The sequence below is a fragment of the Paenibacillus koleovorans NBRC 103111 genome, from assembly GCF_004000845.1.
GTDB classification, from domain to species: domain Bacteria; phylum Bacillota; class Bacilli; order Paenibacillales; family NBRC-103111; genus Paenibacillus_AA; species Paenibacillus_AA koleovorans.
This window is the reverse complement of sequence record NZ_BIMA01000151.1, coordinates 1-13912: the sequence shown is the minus strand read 5'-3', so window position 1 is coordinate 13912 and position 13912 is coordinate 1. Positions and strand designations below refer to the sequence as shown.

General features: G+C 50.8%; 12 protein-coding genes and 2 pseudogenes. 11 read left to right on the top strand and 3 right to left on the bottom strand.

Going from position 1 to position 13912, the window contains the following annotated elements:
• The first annotated feature begins 346 nt into the window (after positions 1–346).
• The 4 genes from PKO02S_RS32630 (at position 347) to PKO02S_RS29185 (ending at position 3478) form a co-directional block, all read left to right on the top strand.
• Complete coding sequence (locus PKO02S_RS32630; RefSeq protein ID WP_164821755.1) at positions 347–490, top strand: hypothetical protein; 144 nt, start codon at positions 347–349, stop codon at positions 488–490.
• Positions 491–1117: 627 nt separating this feature from the next.
• Complete coding sequence (locus tag PKO02S_RS29195) at positions 1118–1255, top strand: cytochrome c oxidase subunit 2A (RefSeq protein ID WP_127588540.1); 138 nt, start codon at positions 1118–1120, stop codon at positions 1253–1255.
• Positions 1256–1286: 31 nt separating this feature from the next.
• Positions 1287–1757, top strand: coding sequence for a cytochrome c oxidase subunit II (locus PKO02S_RS29190; protein ID WP_127588539.1), 471 nt, complete (start codon positions 1287–1289; stop codon positions 1755–1757).
• Between the two features lie 44 nt (positions 1758–1801).
• The gene (locus PKO02S_RS29185; RefSeq protein ID WP_127588538.1) at positions 1802–3478 is read left to right on the top strand and encodes a b(o/a)3-type cytochrome-c oxidase subunit 1; all 1677 of its coding nucleotides are present in this window, start codon (positions 1802–1804) and stop codon (positions 3476–3478) included.
• Between the two features lie 41 nt (positions 3479–3519).
• On the opposite strand, the gene PKO02S_RS29180 is transcribed toward PKO02S_RS29185, so the two are convergent.
• Positions 3520–4236 (bottom strand): Crp/Fnr family transcriptional regulator, encoded by a 717-nt coding sequence (locus tag PKO02S_RS29180; protein WP_127588537.1) that lies wholly within the window; start codon positions 4234–4236, stop codon positions 3520–3522.
• A 158-nt stretch (positions 4237–4394) separates the two neighbouring features.
• On the opposite strand from PKO02S_RS29180, the gene PKO02S_RS29175 reads away from it, so the two are divergent.
• Positions 4395–5048 carry a response regulator gene (locus PKO02S_RS29175; protein WP_127588536.1) on the top strand — a complete coding sequence of 218 codons (654 nt, stop codon included), beginning with the start codon at positions 4395–4397 and terminating at the stop codon, positions 5046–5048.
• Positions 5041–6183, top strand: a complete 1143-nt coding sequence (locus PKO02S_RS29170) for a PAS domain-containing sensor histidine kinase (protein WP_127588535.1) — start codon at positions 5041–5043, stop codon at positions 6181–6183. The genes PKO02S_RS29175 and PKO02S_RS29170 overlap by 8 nt, the downstream gene beginning before the upstream one ends.
• 126 nt (positions 6184–6309) lie before the next feature.
• Here PKO02S_RS29170 and PKO02S_RS29165 read toward each other — a convergent pair whose 3' ends face one another.
• Together PKO02S_RS29165 and PKO02S_RS29160 are read right to left on the bottom strand one after the other, a co-directional pair.
• A complete protein-coding gene (locus PKO02S_RS29165) occupies positions 6310–7254 on the bottom strand; it encodes a cation diffusion facilitator family transporter (RefSeq protein WP_127588534.1) in 945 nt (314 codons plus the stop codon).
• A 255-nt stretch (positions 7255–7509) separates the two neighbouring features.
• Complete coding sequence (locus PKO02S_RS29160) at positions 7510–9351, bottom strand: FAD-dependent oxidoreductase (RefSeq protein WP_164821754.1); 1842 nt, start codon at positions 9349–9351, stop codon at positions 7510–7512.
• Between the two features lie 1088 nt (positions 9352–10439).
• Here PKO02S_RS29160 and PKO02S_RS29155 point away from each other — a divergent pair.
• From PKO02S_RS29155 to PKO02S_RS29140, 5 genes and pseudogenes are all read left to right on the top strand, one after another.
• Positions 10440–10937 carry a hypothetical protein gene (locus tag PKO02S_RS29155; protein ID WP_127588532.1) on the top strand — a complete coding sequence of 166 codons (498 nt, stop codon included), beginning with the start codon at positions 10440–10442 and terminating at the stop codon, positions 10935–10937.
• Positions 10938–11040: 103 nt separating this feature from the next.
• Positions 11041–11388: pseudogene (locus PKO02S_RS34115) on the top strand (glycoside hydrolase family 78 protein); the annotation flags it as partial.
• Between the two features lie 75 nt (positions 11389–11463).
• The gene (locus tag PKO02S_RS29150; protein WP_127588531.1) at positions 11464–12120 is read left to right on the top strand and encodes a hypothetical protein; all 657 of its coding nucleotides are present in this window, start codon (positions 11464–11466) and stop codon (positions 12118–12120) included.
• Between the two features lie 16 nt (positions 12121–12136).
• Complete coding sequence (locus tag PKO02S_RS29145; RefSeq protein ID WP_127588530.1) at positions 12137–13066, top strand: hypothetical protein; 930 nt, start codon at positions 12137–12139, stop codon at positions 13064–13066.
• Positions 13011–13912 (top strand): annotated as a pseudogene (locus tag PKO02S_RS29140) (hypothetical protein); the annotation flags it as partial. The gene PKO02S_RS29145 and the pseudogene PKO02S_RS29140, both read left to right, overlap by 56 nt.

Below are 13912 nucleotides of genomic sequence, written 5' to 3'. Positions count from 1 at the left end.
ACCGAACAAGTTAGATGCAGCTCGAGGAAGGGGGAGTTAGTTTGGTGGTGGGTGGTCCTTTTGTGCGGGGCAGGGCTGATTGAGAGTGGCGCGACGGTAGACCTGGAGTTACTCGAACCAAAATTTAGATACCGAAATCATCTCATATGCGAGAATGGTACGTTCCTCGGCTAAATAGTGATATGGCATCTAATGGCATCACCTTATCTTCTCGGTAGGCCCGCGCCACCCCCATATAGGAGTAAATAAGCAAATCGCTCCCTTTGATGTGTGATTCTCCGCACAGCGGTTGGAGGCGAGGGACGTTATAATTGGAGTCAAACTAGGGCGAGGGAGTGGAGTAGGCATGGGAACTGAAGCGAAGGATGACTTCTCGATCACTTGCGATAGCTGCGGTAAACGAAACGGCGGAGACAACCCGGTCGGGCAGCATTGGCTGTGCCAGGATTGTCGGGTGAGTGAGACGGAGCAGACCAAAGAACAGGAGTAGGTGTAGCTGAAAAGAGATCTAGTCGCCTAGTGGAATGCTTACGTCGAAGAAATATTGCTCTTTAGCCCGAAAAAACCCACTTGCAGCGTTTATGAATGCCTTTAAACTCGAGGTAGTCCGAATTTACCGAATTGGAGCGACAGTTCTTGACAGGGGATAGCTGGAATGGCTCTGCAAGTGGGCAAAATCGGACTGGAGCGACTTTTGTCGTGCTCGATTGTCCTCCAGTCAGGAAAAGTCGGACTACATCGCAAGTGTGCCAGGGAGCTGTGGTTACTTGTCGGTTGTGTAAGGTTTGATTATTGGAGTTGATGGTGCTCCAACAGAGGTCATTTCGACCCTTGCCCAACTTGCCAAGCCAATCCCCGCCAGCGGTGGGCACCGCGTTCTTGGCTCACCAGCCTTCTGCCCTCCGCATTATCTCACCTCCACTCCCACACGATTCCCCTTGCACAAGCCGCGAAACGCTGCCCACCTGCCCCACCAATCACCAGGCGACTATGACGAATCTGTGAAATTGCCCGCCACAGCAATTGTTATGTGATTATGATCACAGTCACAGAGAGAGCCGGGGCTTAAGATAAAAGCAAGCAAACATAGATGCGGTCCAACAAAGGAGGCAAGGTCATGGCCCAACAACATCCCAACAAGCAGCCGGGTGAGAGCAGTCTGAAAGGCACTTTAGTGTCCGTTCTCCTGCTGGGCTTGTTTCTCGTGCTAGTCTGGGTCGGCGTATTCGCGCTGTTCGCGAGCCGCAACGGCTAGTCCACCATTACAGAGGAAGGGTTGATCGAGGATGCATTTTCATAAGTTTGAAAAAATATGGCTCACCTTTGGGCTGGCGATGATTGTCGTGTTTCTGGCGGTGTTGGGCGTGGGGGCTTTCGCGATGGGGGCGGCGCCTCCGGGCGATCACCATACCCAGGTGGATCCGGCCAGGGTGGAAGAGATCGCGCCGTTCAACAAGCCGGGACTGCGCCAGATCGGCAAAAACGAATATGAAGCGATCATGGTCGGCAAAGTCTTCTCCTATGTGCCGGATGCGATGACGGTCCCGGTCGGGGCGACAGTGCACTTCACGGTAACGAGTCCGGATGTGGTCCACGGCTTCCAGATCGTCGGCACGAATGTCAACGCGATGATCGTCCCGGGAGAGGTCAACCACATCACCCACAAGTTCACGAAGCCGGGCACCTACTTGGTGCTGTGCAACGAGTACTGCGGCTCCGGGCATGAAGTGATGTCGACGACCATTATCGTTTTGTAGCCAACTCAATCTCGACTTTAACATGAATCCGGAGGCGGTCCAGCATGGAGACCAACCACGACGCTCCACTTACCAATCGAAAAATCAATCCCCAAGATTCCATCCTGGCACTCACGCACATTTTGTTCGCATTCGGAGCGCTGGCGCTGGGCGGCTTTGCCGGACTGCTTCAAGGGGTCGTGAAGGCGACCAATTTCAAGCTCCCAGCCGGCATCGGCTACTACCAGCTGTTGACGGCGCACGGCGTGCTGATGGCGCTCGTGTTCACGACGTTCTTCATCGTCGGTTTCCTGTATGCCGGGGCGGCCTACACGACAGGCGGCTCGATGCGGCCCGGCGTCCGCCGCGCCAACTGGTGGGGCTTCGGTCTGATGGCGGGCGGCACGATCATGACCGTCATCATGATCCTGCTGAATCAAGCTTCGGTCCTGTACACCTTCTATGCTCCGCTCAAAGCGTCGCCCTTTTTCTACCTCGGCTTAACGTTGGTCGTCGTGGGCAGCTGGATTAGCGGCATCGGCCTCTTCGTGCAATACGCGCACTGGCGCAAACAAAATCCAGGCAAGCTGTCTCCGCTGTTCCTGTTCATGGCCGTCGTGACAATGACGATGTGGCTCATCTGCACGCTCGGCGTAGCGGCGGAGGTTCTGCTGCTCCTGCTCCCTTGGTCGATGGGCTGGGTGCCCACAGTCAACGTCATGCTATCGCGGACGCTGTTCTGGTATTTCGGCCATCCGCTCGTCTACTTCTGGCTGCTGCCGACTTATATATGCTGGTACGTGGTCATCCCGAAGCTGATCGGCGGCAAAGTGTTCAGCGATTCGTTAGCGAGACTTTCGTTTATTCTGCTGCTGCTGTTCTCGATTCCGGTGGGCTTCCACCATCAACTGACCGAGCCGGGCATTTCGCCGGTATGGAAATTCATCCAAGTCGTGCTGACGTTTATGGTCGTCGTTCCGTCGCTCATGACCGCCTTCTCGCTGTTCGCGATGCTGGAGCTTAGCGGCCGGGCGAAAGGCGCGAAACGCTTGTTCGGCTGGCTCGGCAAGCTGCCTTGGAAGGATGCCCGCTTCTTCGCCCCGTTTATGGGCATGGTCATCTTCATTCCGGCGGGTGCCGGCGGGATCGTCAATGCGAGCAACCAAATGAACCAAGTGGTGCATAACACGATCTGGGTGACCGGGCATTTCCATCTGACGGTGGCAACCAGTGTGGCGTTGACCTTCTTCGGCCTGATGTACTGGCTCGTGCCGCTGCTGAGCGGACGCAAGCTGACGCCTGCGATGAACAAGCTGGGATTGGCGCAAACATGGATCTGGGTCATCGGCATGTTCCTCATGTCGGGTTCGATGCACGCAGTCGGGCTGCTCGGCTCCCCGCGCCGGACCGCTTACACGACATACGGCGATCATGCCGATGCGTTATCGTGGATTCCGCTGCATCGGGTGTTGGGTATGGGCGGTGTCATACTTTTCATCGGGATCATCTTAATCATTTACATCATCCTGGAGCTGGCCTTTTTTGCGGAAAAAGATACGGCTGGCGAGGAAGATTTTCAGGTGGCGGAAGTGGCGGAGGATGCGCATGCAACACCTGCTCTGCTGGAAAATTGGAAGGTGTGGGTCGGCATTGTCGTCATCTTGATCTTGTTCGCGTATACGATTCCGGTGCTCGACATGCTGCGCGATGTGCCTGGATCGAAGCCGTGGGTGACGTGGTAAGGGAGTGTTAGGAGTCAGCCGCCCGGAGGAGGAGCCGACTTTCAAATCCGGCATATTTCTTCCGGGCAGTTCTCGCAGTGGCAAATTTGGCGGAGCGAGCCGATATTTTTAATCACAATGTTGCCTTTGTCTTCTTGAAGAATGTCGGCTTTTTTCAGCTCGCTGAGCATCCGGTTGACGCTTTCCCGCGTGACGGCTATCATGTCGGCCATCTCGGAGTTGTTGATTTTCAGTCCGATTCTAGTGTGGTCGCCCTCCGGGATCCCGAACGAGTTGTGAAGGCGGATAAGCAGCGAGCACAGCGCGCCTTGTTTGCCGAACAGGAGCAGGTCGCGGAACTTGGACTCGGCAATCCGGGTCATCAAGCCGCTCCATTTGAAGAAATCGACCGCCAGCTCGTTGTGGGTACGGAGGAGCGTTTCGAGGTCCTTTTGGTGCAAAATGGCGATTTCGCTGTCTCGGATGACCTCGGCGTTGAAGCTTTCCACCGCTTCGTGAAAGGGGCTCATCTGCCCGAACAGATCGCCTGCCTGATGCAGCTGCATCGTCAGCGACCGGCCTTCATCCGACATTTTCGTAATCCGAACAAGCCCGCTCCGCACCATATATAGCCGATCCGCCGAATCTCCCGCCCAGAACAAATGCGAGCCCGCCTTAAGGGAAACGACTGACATCGTGTTGTTCAATAGATCCAGGCTATGCAGGTTGAAGCAGGACGTGTTGCAAATGGATGTGCTGACAACCGCGTTTACAGCCATGAAAACCGCCTCCCTTACGTATGTTCAGCTTAATAATAAAATACCGGCAAGCTTTTGGTAATCGGGACATTGCCTGAACCCTCGCTCGGGGAATTCCCCTACTCCGATGTGATATGATAGGGGTAGCGAAGAAACGAAGGGCTTTATGGAGGTTGAACATGGTCGATATTCTGGTTGTGGACGATCACGCGGTGGTACGCTCCGGCCTGATGATGCTTTTGAACGGAAAAGAGAACATGTGCGTTGTAGGTGAAGCCGCCGGAGGCGATGAGGGCATTCAGGAAGCGCTGCGGCTGCGGCCGGACGTGGTGTTGATGGATCTGAGCATGCCCCCGGGAAAAGACGGTCTGACGGCCACGTCGGAGCTCAAGCAGCTGCTGCCGCATACGGCGGTGCTGATTCTGAGCATGCATGACGACGATGAATATTTGTTCCGGGCGATTCAAGCCGGGGCGTCGGGGTATGTGCTTAAGAGCGCGCCGCATGAAGCGCTGCTGAATGCGATCCGCGCGGTTGCGTCGGGGAGTGCCTACCTGACGCCGGCGGCGACGAAACGGCTGATGAGCGAGTACTTGGAGCGGGTGAAGGAAGGCGGCACGGTGCCCGACTATGAGCGGCTGTCCGAGCGGGAGCGGGAAATCCTGAGCCTGATCGCCAAAGGGTATTCGAACAAAGACATCGCCGAGCAGCTGATCATCAGTGTGAAGACGGTCGAGTCGCATAAGAGCAACATTATGGAGAAGCTGAATTTGAAAACAAGGCCGGAGCTGGTCCAATATGCGATGAAGAAAGGGTTGCTGCAGTTTGAGTGAGTTTCCGGAGGTTATAGGCGAGCATGCGGCGAGGCTGCTGGCGCAGGCGGACGATCATATCCAGGACGAGCGGTTCCGTCTGGAGCTGAAGCAGTCGCTTAGACAGCTGTCGGATTTGAAATTCGCGCTGGACGAGTCCTCGATTGTGGCGGTGACGGATGCCCGTGGCGTTATTCAATATGTGAATGATACGTTTTGCACGATATCCCAGTATGCCCGGGAAGAGCTGATCGGCCAAGACCATCGAATCATCAACTCGGGTTATCACGGCAAGGCGTTTATGAAGGAGCTTTGGCAGACCATCGGATCGGGACAGGTGTGGAAAGGCGACATCAAAAACCGCGCGAAGGACGGCTCGTTCTACTGGGTGAATACGACAATCGTTCCCCTTCTGGACCGACAGGGCAAACCGTATCAGTATTTGGCGGTCCGCAACGAAGTGACTAGGCTCAAGCTGGTGGAGGAAGAGCTCCAACGGATGATGGCCAAGGTGCTGGATATCCAAGAAGAGGAGCGGCGGCGCATGTCCCGGGAGCTGCATGACGGGATCGGCCAAACGCTGTTTTCGCTGCTCGTTCGGATAGACCGGGTGATTGGCGATGGGGCTTCGGCGGCAGGCGGATCGGGGAAAGTGGAGCTGGGGCAGAGCGGAGCGAGGGAAAGCGGGCTGGGCGAAATTCGGCGTCAAGTTGCCGCTTTGATGGAGGATGTGCGCGGGCTCGCTTGGCAGCTTCGGCCTAGTGTCCTCGATGATCTCGGCGTGGTGCCGGCGATCCGGACTTATGTCGACAATTTTGCGGCGCATTCCGGCATTCGGGTTCATTTGAGCTGCCGGTTGAAGTGCCGGCTGAGCGAGCAGAAGGAAACGACCATTTACAGGCTGATCCAGGAGGCTTTGCGGAACATCGGCAAATACGCCGGGGTGACGGAGGCTTGGGTCCGGGTGGAGGAGCTGGAGTCGACCGTCGAGGTTGAGATTGAAGACAAAGGCAACGGCTTTCGGCGGGATGATCGCGCCAAGGGAGTCGGGCTGTTCAGCATGGAAGAGCGCGCAAGAAGCGTAGGCGGTCGGTTGACGATGGAGTCCGAGCCAGGTGCGGGAACGAGGATTAGATTGGTTGTGGCAAAAGAGTAGGGCCGCCCTTGTAGTTGGGGCGACCCTTCTTTGGTTTTGCAGGTGCGGTGAGTGTGCTTGGTTTATGAATAAGGTGATGCCGCATCGTTATTTTTTCTGGAGCTGAAGTTCACACTGGAACCTGGCTCAATGAAGCTTGCCTTCCTCTTTGTTGCGCAGGAACTCCTTGCCGTATTCCCCATGCGGATGAATGTTGGCATGCTCCATCTGGATCGTGGAATGCTCGATGCCGTAATTTTGTTGGAGCGTCTCGTTGATCGCCAGAATGATGCAGAACGGCTGTACATTCGGGTCGACGAATACATGCGCCGTCAGCGAGTAATGGTCGGAGGAGACGGCCCACAGATGCATTTCGTGCACATCCTCGACACCTTCCACCTGAGCGATAGCCTTGCGGATTTCATCCAGCTTGAACTTCTCGGGCACCGACTCCATCAGGATGAGGTACGATTCTTTGACGATTTTGGCGCCGCCGGTGAAAATAATGCCGCCGATGACCAAGCTGACGAGCGGGTCGAAAAAGCTCAGGGCGGTAAAGTAAATGACGATGGCGGAAATGATAACCCCGATCGAACTGATCAAATCCCCGATAAAGTGCCACAGGGCGCTTTTCACGTTCAAGTTGTCTTCTTCCTTCATGCTGCGGCTGAGTACGATCGTAAGCGTCAAGTTGACGACGAGTCCGATAGATGCAATCGATAGCATCAGGCCCAAGTCGATCTCCTCGGGATGGATGAAGCGGCGGATCCCCTCGATGAAAATGCCGACCGCAATAATACAAAGCGCCAGCCCGTTCAAGAAGGAGGCGATGATCTCGAAGCGCAAGTATCCGAACGTGTAGCGTGCGTTGGGCTGCTTCGTTGCCATATAGATCGCCGTCATGCTCAGGCCGAGCGCGATGACGTCGGAGACCATGTGTGCGGAGTCGGAGAGCAGGGCAAGCGAGTTGGACATCAGCCCGCCTACAATTTCCACGACCGTGAAAAAGGCGGTGAGAATGAGCGTCGTCCAGAGCGCCCGTTTGGATCGGCTTTGTTCTTTGACATGCCGCAGGTGGTGATAGTCGTACATAAGTTGCCCTCCTTTGAGAACCATTCTTATTTAGAATGATTCTAAATAAGAAGATGATACCTATCATACGCTATCAGGCCTCGGTTTGCCAACCCTCTTTTGGAAAAAGTTTTTCGGCGGGGCGCGAGAGTGGGTGGAGTGCAACAAGTGAGTGGTTGGCTGGGGATAGAGCATAGGCCCAGTGAACAACAAAAAAACCCATCCTGGACTCATCTGGACGGGGTTTTCCATATTTTCATGAGCAACTCGCAACACCTAGTAGGACTCCAAGTTGCTATAAATGTTGATCATCCGATTCAAATTGTCCCATGTAGCCTTGTAGCCGAACTGCTCGCTGATCTCGCGCAAATTGACGAGCACGCGATTGTTCAGGATGTTGAGCGATGTGGAGATCGTCTTCATCTCGTTCGAGCCGGGCATCTGGTACACGATCTCGCGCTTATCCAGGTCGAGCCGAACGTAGCTCGCGCCGAACGCCTTCAGCAGCTCATCCGCCGGCGACCAGGTTTTCCCATCGATGATGACAGGCCGGTGCGCGGTGAACTTCACTTCCTGATTGTCGAAGAATACGCGGATAAACGGCAAAGTCCTGGCTTGGGCCGCGTTCGAGAGCAGCGTAATATGCCCGCGGTTCAGCTCCTCGATATCTTGGGGGGTCATGCCGACGATTTTGCTGTTGCCCGGCGACGGGTTCAGCACGATCCCGTGCTGCTCCTTCATGTAAGCGTGGAAGTCGGCGAACTGCGCGTCTGTCACCTGCTTCAGGTTGATGCCTGGATTCCGCGCCAGCAGCAGCCCGATGCTCTCCGCCGCCAAAGCGCCGTTCGGCTGAATCCGCGCGCTCCCATAGGCGACGTAGGAGGCGCCGACCATTTTGCCGGTCAGGATGACGTTGTCGACATCCTTGAGCAAGTAGCTGCGCAGCGGGATGCCGTACTTGTCAGGCTTGCCGATCGCGAACCCTTCCCGATTGCTGCGGGAGCCTTGAATATCGATGAAATAGCCGCCAACGCTCACATTGTCTTGGAACATTACGCCGCCTAACAAATCGGAAGCTTCCAGTATATACTCCGTCGGGTAGTGATTATACTCCCGGACGTAGAGCGACTCCGGCTCCCCGTTCAGCTCGGCGTTCTCGAAGCCGATAATGTATTTGCGCAGCAAGTCGCGAATATGCGGCATTTCTTGTTTGGCGACTTGCATCGCTGCTGCGATCGTCTCGGGCTTGTTCGGATCGACGTCGTACACCTGCAGCGCGTTGATGATGACCTGACCGTCTTTTTGGTTCAAAATATTAAGGCCGCGCAAATTCGCTTTGTCCGGATTTTGCAGCTGGTAGCGGGCGACAATCGGCGGGAAGCCGTACCCGATATTCGCATCCACATATGTCTCCGGCCCGTACAGCGTGGTCCGCTCGGGTTTGGTCAGCTCCCAGAACGAGCCGTAAAACCGCTCCCAATCCACATTGCGGAACTTCATCATGTAGGTGGCGCTCATGTATTCCCGCTGCGTCGCCTGGTACAATGACTCCAGACCGGGCAACGGCTCGGCGCCGGTCAACGAGACGAGCTCCGCGCTGTCGCTGTTGTCGACGAAATAATCCGCTTCGACGGTTTTGGTCCGTCCGCTTTTCGTCGTATATGTAAGTGATTGCACCTTGCGGCCGACGATCTGCAACGAGATGGGCTGAGCGTTTTTCTCAAGAGGGATGCCTTTGATTTGCCGGTTGAAATATTTCTTAAAGTCCGAGAGCTTGCGAATTTCGCCCTCGTAATAGTCCGTAAACAGCTCTTGTATCGAGCCCTGCAGCAGCGATTTCCCCTGATCGTCGAACGTCTCGTCGAGATAGAGCATTTCGCCCTGCAGCAGTTGACCGCCGATCGTATCGGTCGGCTCTAATATTTTCACGTCGAGACCCGCGTCATGGGCTTGCTTGGCGAGATAAATCCCTTCCAGCTCGGTACCGATGATGACGACATCGAATTTCGACTTCCAGAGATTAAGCGATTCAATGCCCTTGCTCTGAACGCGGTATGCCGCAAGCGCCGCAAGCACGACGAGTATGGCAGCCGCAGTGCCCAGAATCGGTTTTTTCACCGAGCGAGTCATCCCTTCAGTCATGTAGTGGTAGTCCAACCTATATTTTACGTAGTTTCCCCCTAAATAGGAAGTATTAAAATATCGACACATCCGCCCATGAAGCATCTTCAATAAAAATTGTTACACAATTGAAATATTTCTGTTACGATTCTCTAACGTTCAGGGGGTATGATATATACCAAGACCCCCTTTTTAATATAAACCTGTTGAGGACCTCCACCGTTGGATGGTCCTCCTTTTTTTTGTGCAAGCTAAGATTGATTGTCGCACAAGGGATCTGAAGGTATAACGCGGAAGGGAAAAGGTCGACAGACCCATTGGCAGGATAATGGCAGGTTCCACTTCAGTATATCACGGGAAACAAAAAGCTACTGCAGGAGTTGTTCCAGTGCAGTAGCTAAGTTTAGCAACAAAGACGCACAAGTGGGACGCATATCATGGAATCGAATTCGGCGCATCTCTGTCTTTGTTAGGAGTCTTCTCCAAATAACATCGTAGTTTGTCTTGGAGAGTGGAGTTCCGTATTTCGAACAGATAAGATAACCGTTGTCCACATAGCTTTCACCGCAAGCCAACGGCAGAAGAGATGCACTGGTCTTAGTTCCGTAGGGACTGTAGCGATACATACAAAGTTACATTGCCAACCAAGGCTTCAATAAGATTCTTTGAGACAAGACATTAGGGACAATTGGTTTTTGATGACGCCTTCGGGTGTCTTTTTTATATCTTCATGATGGAATCAGAGGAGGATATTGGAAGGATTTTTCTGAGCTATGTCACGGGTAAGCCCCTCAATGGAATGGCGGTTTTTGTTTTGCAGACGTTGAGAACATCTTGAAGTACAAGAGAGTGCTGATTTAATTATCAGCAGACCGTAACTGTACGGGTGTATATATGCAGGTGCAGTATAGATTACTGGATGATTGCCACATTTATTCGAAATGCCATAATTTTCGACAAAAGTAGTGCTATTTCAGCAAAATAACCCTCTACAAGTTGTAACATTATTCGCCATATAATAGAAATATCGGACTTTTCTTAGATAGAGAAGGAGATAAAAACAATAATGAAAGTAGGGATATTTTTTGAAGTTAATAGGTAACAAAGTTAAAAATACGGTGATTCTACTTCTCACTTCCTTACTACTGGCTCAGCCGTTGAATGTTATTGCGCAAGGTGAGCAGCCTTCTAATGGGGAAGCACCTCTATTACAGATCTCTCAACCAGAATCAGTTTCAAAAACAGATGATTTCCCTCAAATAGGCTCCTTATCAAAATGGAAAGTTATTGAACCGAACATTGTCTCAGAAGACATCTCCAAACGAACAGCGAATTCCAAGTACTTCTTAATGACCGATGGATCAAAAAAGGTTGTCCTCTCGGCAGAAAATCTGCACTACGAAGATGAGCGTGGGAAGTGGCAAGAAATTGACACTACTCTGGTTGATGAAGTAGACCTTGATCGAGTCATTAGCCCAGTTTCAAAAGAGGTCATCGCTGAAGTAAACCAAAAAAGAAATGAGATTTCTTCGAAAGCATTATCAGGTGGACTTGATCGAAATAAGTCTCAATCAGCTCTCTAACGGCTACTGGGACAACTTCCTTCAATTATAATTTTTCAGCTATAGCACCAACGACAAATGCATTAATTCGTGTGAGAGCGTACGACGGCGAAATTAATGGACAGTGGGTCAGTCAAATGCTTCATTCACAATTCGACACAACCAAGCTCCATATGCTCCATCAAGTTTGACTCCAGGTAACACTTTATCGTCTAGTCCAACACTAATAGGTACTCTTACACCAACCTTGCAATGGACATTCTCAGACCCAGACTCTGGAAACACTCAGTCAGCTTACCAAGTAATCATTAAAGACATGGCTGACGGAGGAGTTTACGACTCAAGTTGGGTTACTTCAAGTAGCAATTCAATCACAATCCCATCAAATAAATTGACCAGAGGAACTACATACAAGTGGACAGTAGCTACAAAGGACAACAGCGGAGCGCAATCACCAGCATCAGCTACTCACTATGTCAGAACTAACAGCCTTCCAGAGACAATGATAACCTCGTACACAAATGGTGAAACATTAACGGATAACATTTTGAGCTTCACTTGGTCATACAGCGATGCCGATTCACAACCGCAGACGCACTATCAATTGGTTGGCTCCAAAGATAACTGGGCTTCTGTAGCTTACGATTCAGGGGAGATACCTTCAGCAGCTACTTCACACAGTTTTATACCATCCACTACTGGTCAATGGGATTTCAGACTTCGAGTAAAAGACGGGATGGAATGGTCTGCTTGGAGTTACCGAAATGACTTGAACATGGAGCACTCATTCGAGGAAAATGATGAAGCTTCCGAGGCATTTCCTATTGCTTACCAAACAACCTATACAACTGTCATTTCATCTGCGACTGATCTGGACTGGTACAAGTATACGCCAACAAGTTCTGGAATCGATCGTGTAACCCTCACTGTTCCAACTGGTAAGAACTACGATGTGTTTGTGTTTGACTCCACGATGAAACAAATTGCTGCTGGTTCAAATGGTACTGGAGTGAATGAAAACATCATCTTTGAGGTTAATGCTGGTCAAGTGTATTACATCGAGGTTGTTGGGGTTGGGGGGCAGTTCTCAACACTAACTTATGGGTTGACAGTAAACAAATTGAGCATAAGTTCAACAACAACGTACCAGTACGACTCGAATGGAAACATTACGGGGAAGACGACAGTGACGACAAGACAATAAAACATTGGAGGTTGCCATGAAAAATAAGTTGCGTTTTCTAGTGGTTTCTATTCTAGCTTGTGCATGGATTGCTTCAGCATATGTTCCAGCGGGAGCACAAAATAAAGAGCAACTAATTATTTCTCCTGTCCCAGAAACTGTAACTAGTATTACTTACAAGGGTGAAGATGCTTATCCGCTCCCTTCAGCTAACGACGTAAATAATTTAGAAAAATGGAAGAGGGTAAACCCAGATATTATTTCGGAAATTATTGAAGAGAGAACACCAACTAGCAAACACTTCTTAATGAACGACGGAACATACACGGCTGTCTTCTCATTAGAGTATCAACATTATACCGATTCAAGTGGACATTTATATGATATTGATACTCAGCTTGTTGACGAAAGTGACTTGGCGTTTGTCAATGCACCAATATCAAAGGACTCTGTCACCAGTCTAAATAATAAAAAAATGGAGTTGGAGCAAAAACGACTAACTCAGGGAAAGCTAGATCAACCTGGTACAAGATTAAGAGCACCATTTGTGCCATTTGATCTTAGTATTCCAAAGGATTTTACTGATGGTTATTGGATTCAAAGAGGGAACAGCCTACTTTCGTTTACTCCAATTGGTGCAAATTCAGTATATGGAACTATGTTTGATAAAAGTCAGATGAATTATCTGAATGTATGGACGGATACGGATGTCCAGTTGAAAGTTACCGAAACGGGAATAAAAGAAACGATCATCTTAAATTCGATTGCAGCTCCGACTAGTTTTAGATACGAATTGGTTGGTGAAATCTCAAATGATTTGAAGAATGATGAATTTTATCTAGAGCCTGCCTGGTTAATGGACGGGGGCGAGACGGGATGTTCAACAAGTGATTTCGAGGGAAAATGGGAAAGTGTTTCTGGATATTCATGCAGATACACAAGGCCTGGAATTTCCGATAATAATTGATCCAACTGTAAGCACGTATAATTCAAGCAGCGTACGAGACTGTCATGTCAGCGGATCTTCTGTTTGTGTTGGCGGGGCAAGTGCCTTCAATGTCTATCATAATGGTTACTCAAACTATGATTACGGTGAACTTACATTTTATGTGAATCCTTTGCCGACGACTTTTGATCAAATAAGGACCGCAACGATTAAACTGGTTGCTGCCTCCATTCAAAGCTCGTTTACAATCGATGCAGTCTCAACCATTCCATCTTATAGCACTACATTTACTAATTCTCAGTCTGTTCTCGCTGGGGGAAATGAGACCAATATTAACGTTACTAATTCAGTATCAGATTGGTTTAACGGAAAATGGTACGAAGACTATCCTATTATTTCATACACGATTAAAACTGCTAATAGTAATGGAGCAGGGGCGACCTACTGGGGGAATATTGGTATAAATTATAATCCGAAACTTATCATCCAATACAATAAGTATAATCCAACCGCTCCGACTGTTATTAGCCCAAATGGGAATGAAGTAGTAGACACGAATTATACTGTCTCATGGAGCCCTGCTACCGATCAGGACGATGTGCAATCGGCTCTCCAATACCAAATAGACGTATCAACTAACAATGGTGGAAGCTGGTCGACACTAGTTCCGCTAACTTCGGCAGGCGCTACAAGTGCAATTGTTAATTTTGCATCCTTTGCGGCAACGAATTCAGCTCTTATCAGAGTCAGAGCTTTTGATGGGATAGGGTACGGCCCCTGGGATCAGTCTAATGCATCTTTCACCATTCAGCATAACCAGGCGCCGAATGCACCTACAGGACTAACACCAGGTAACACTTCATCTGT

Excerpts from the sequence above, each read along its gene's own strand:
- PKO02S_RS32630 (WP_164821755.1), top strand. The coding sequence starts at position 347 with ATGGGAACTGAAGCGAAGGATGACTTCTCGATCACTTGCGATAGCTGC.
- PKO02S_RS29195 (WP_127588540.1), top strand. The coding sequence starts at position 1,118 with ATGGCCCAACAACATCCCAACAAGCAGCCGGGTGAGAGCAGTCTGAAA.
- PKO02S_RS29185 (WP_127588538.1), top strand. The coding sequence starts at position 1,802 with ATGGAGACCAACCACGACGCTCCACTTACCAATCGAAAAATCAATCCC.
- PKO02S_RS29145 (WP_127588530.1), top strand. The coding sequence starts at position 12,137 with ATGAAAAATAAGTTGCGTTTTCTAGTGGTTTCTATTCTAGCTTGTGCA.
- PKO02S_RS29175 (WP_127588536.1), top strand. The coding sequence starts at position 4,395 with ATGGTCGATATTCTGGTTGTGGACGATCACGCGGTGGTACGCTCCGGC.
- PKO02S_RS29180 (WP_127588537.1), bottom strand. The coding sequence starts at position 4,236 with ATGGCTGTAAACGCGGTTGTCAGCACATCCATTTGCAACACGTCCTGC.
- PKO02S_RS29165 (WP_127588534.1), bottom strand. The coding sequence starts at position 7,254 with ATGTACGACTATCACCACCTGCGGCATGTCAAAGAACAAAGCCGATCC.
- PKO02S_RS29190 (WP_127588539.1), top strand. The coding sequence starts at position 1,287 with ATGCATTTTCATAAGTTTGAAAAAATATGGCTCACCTTTGGGCTGGCG.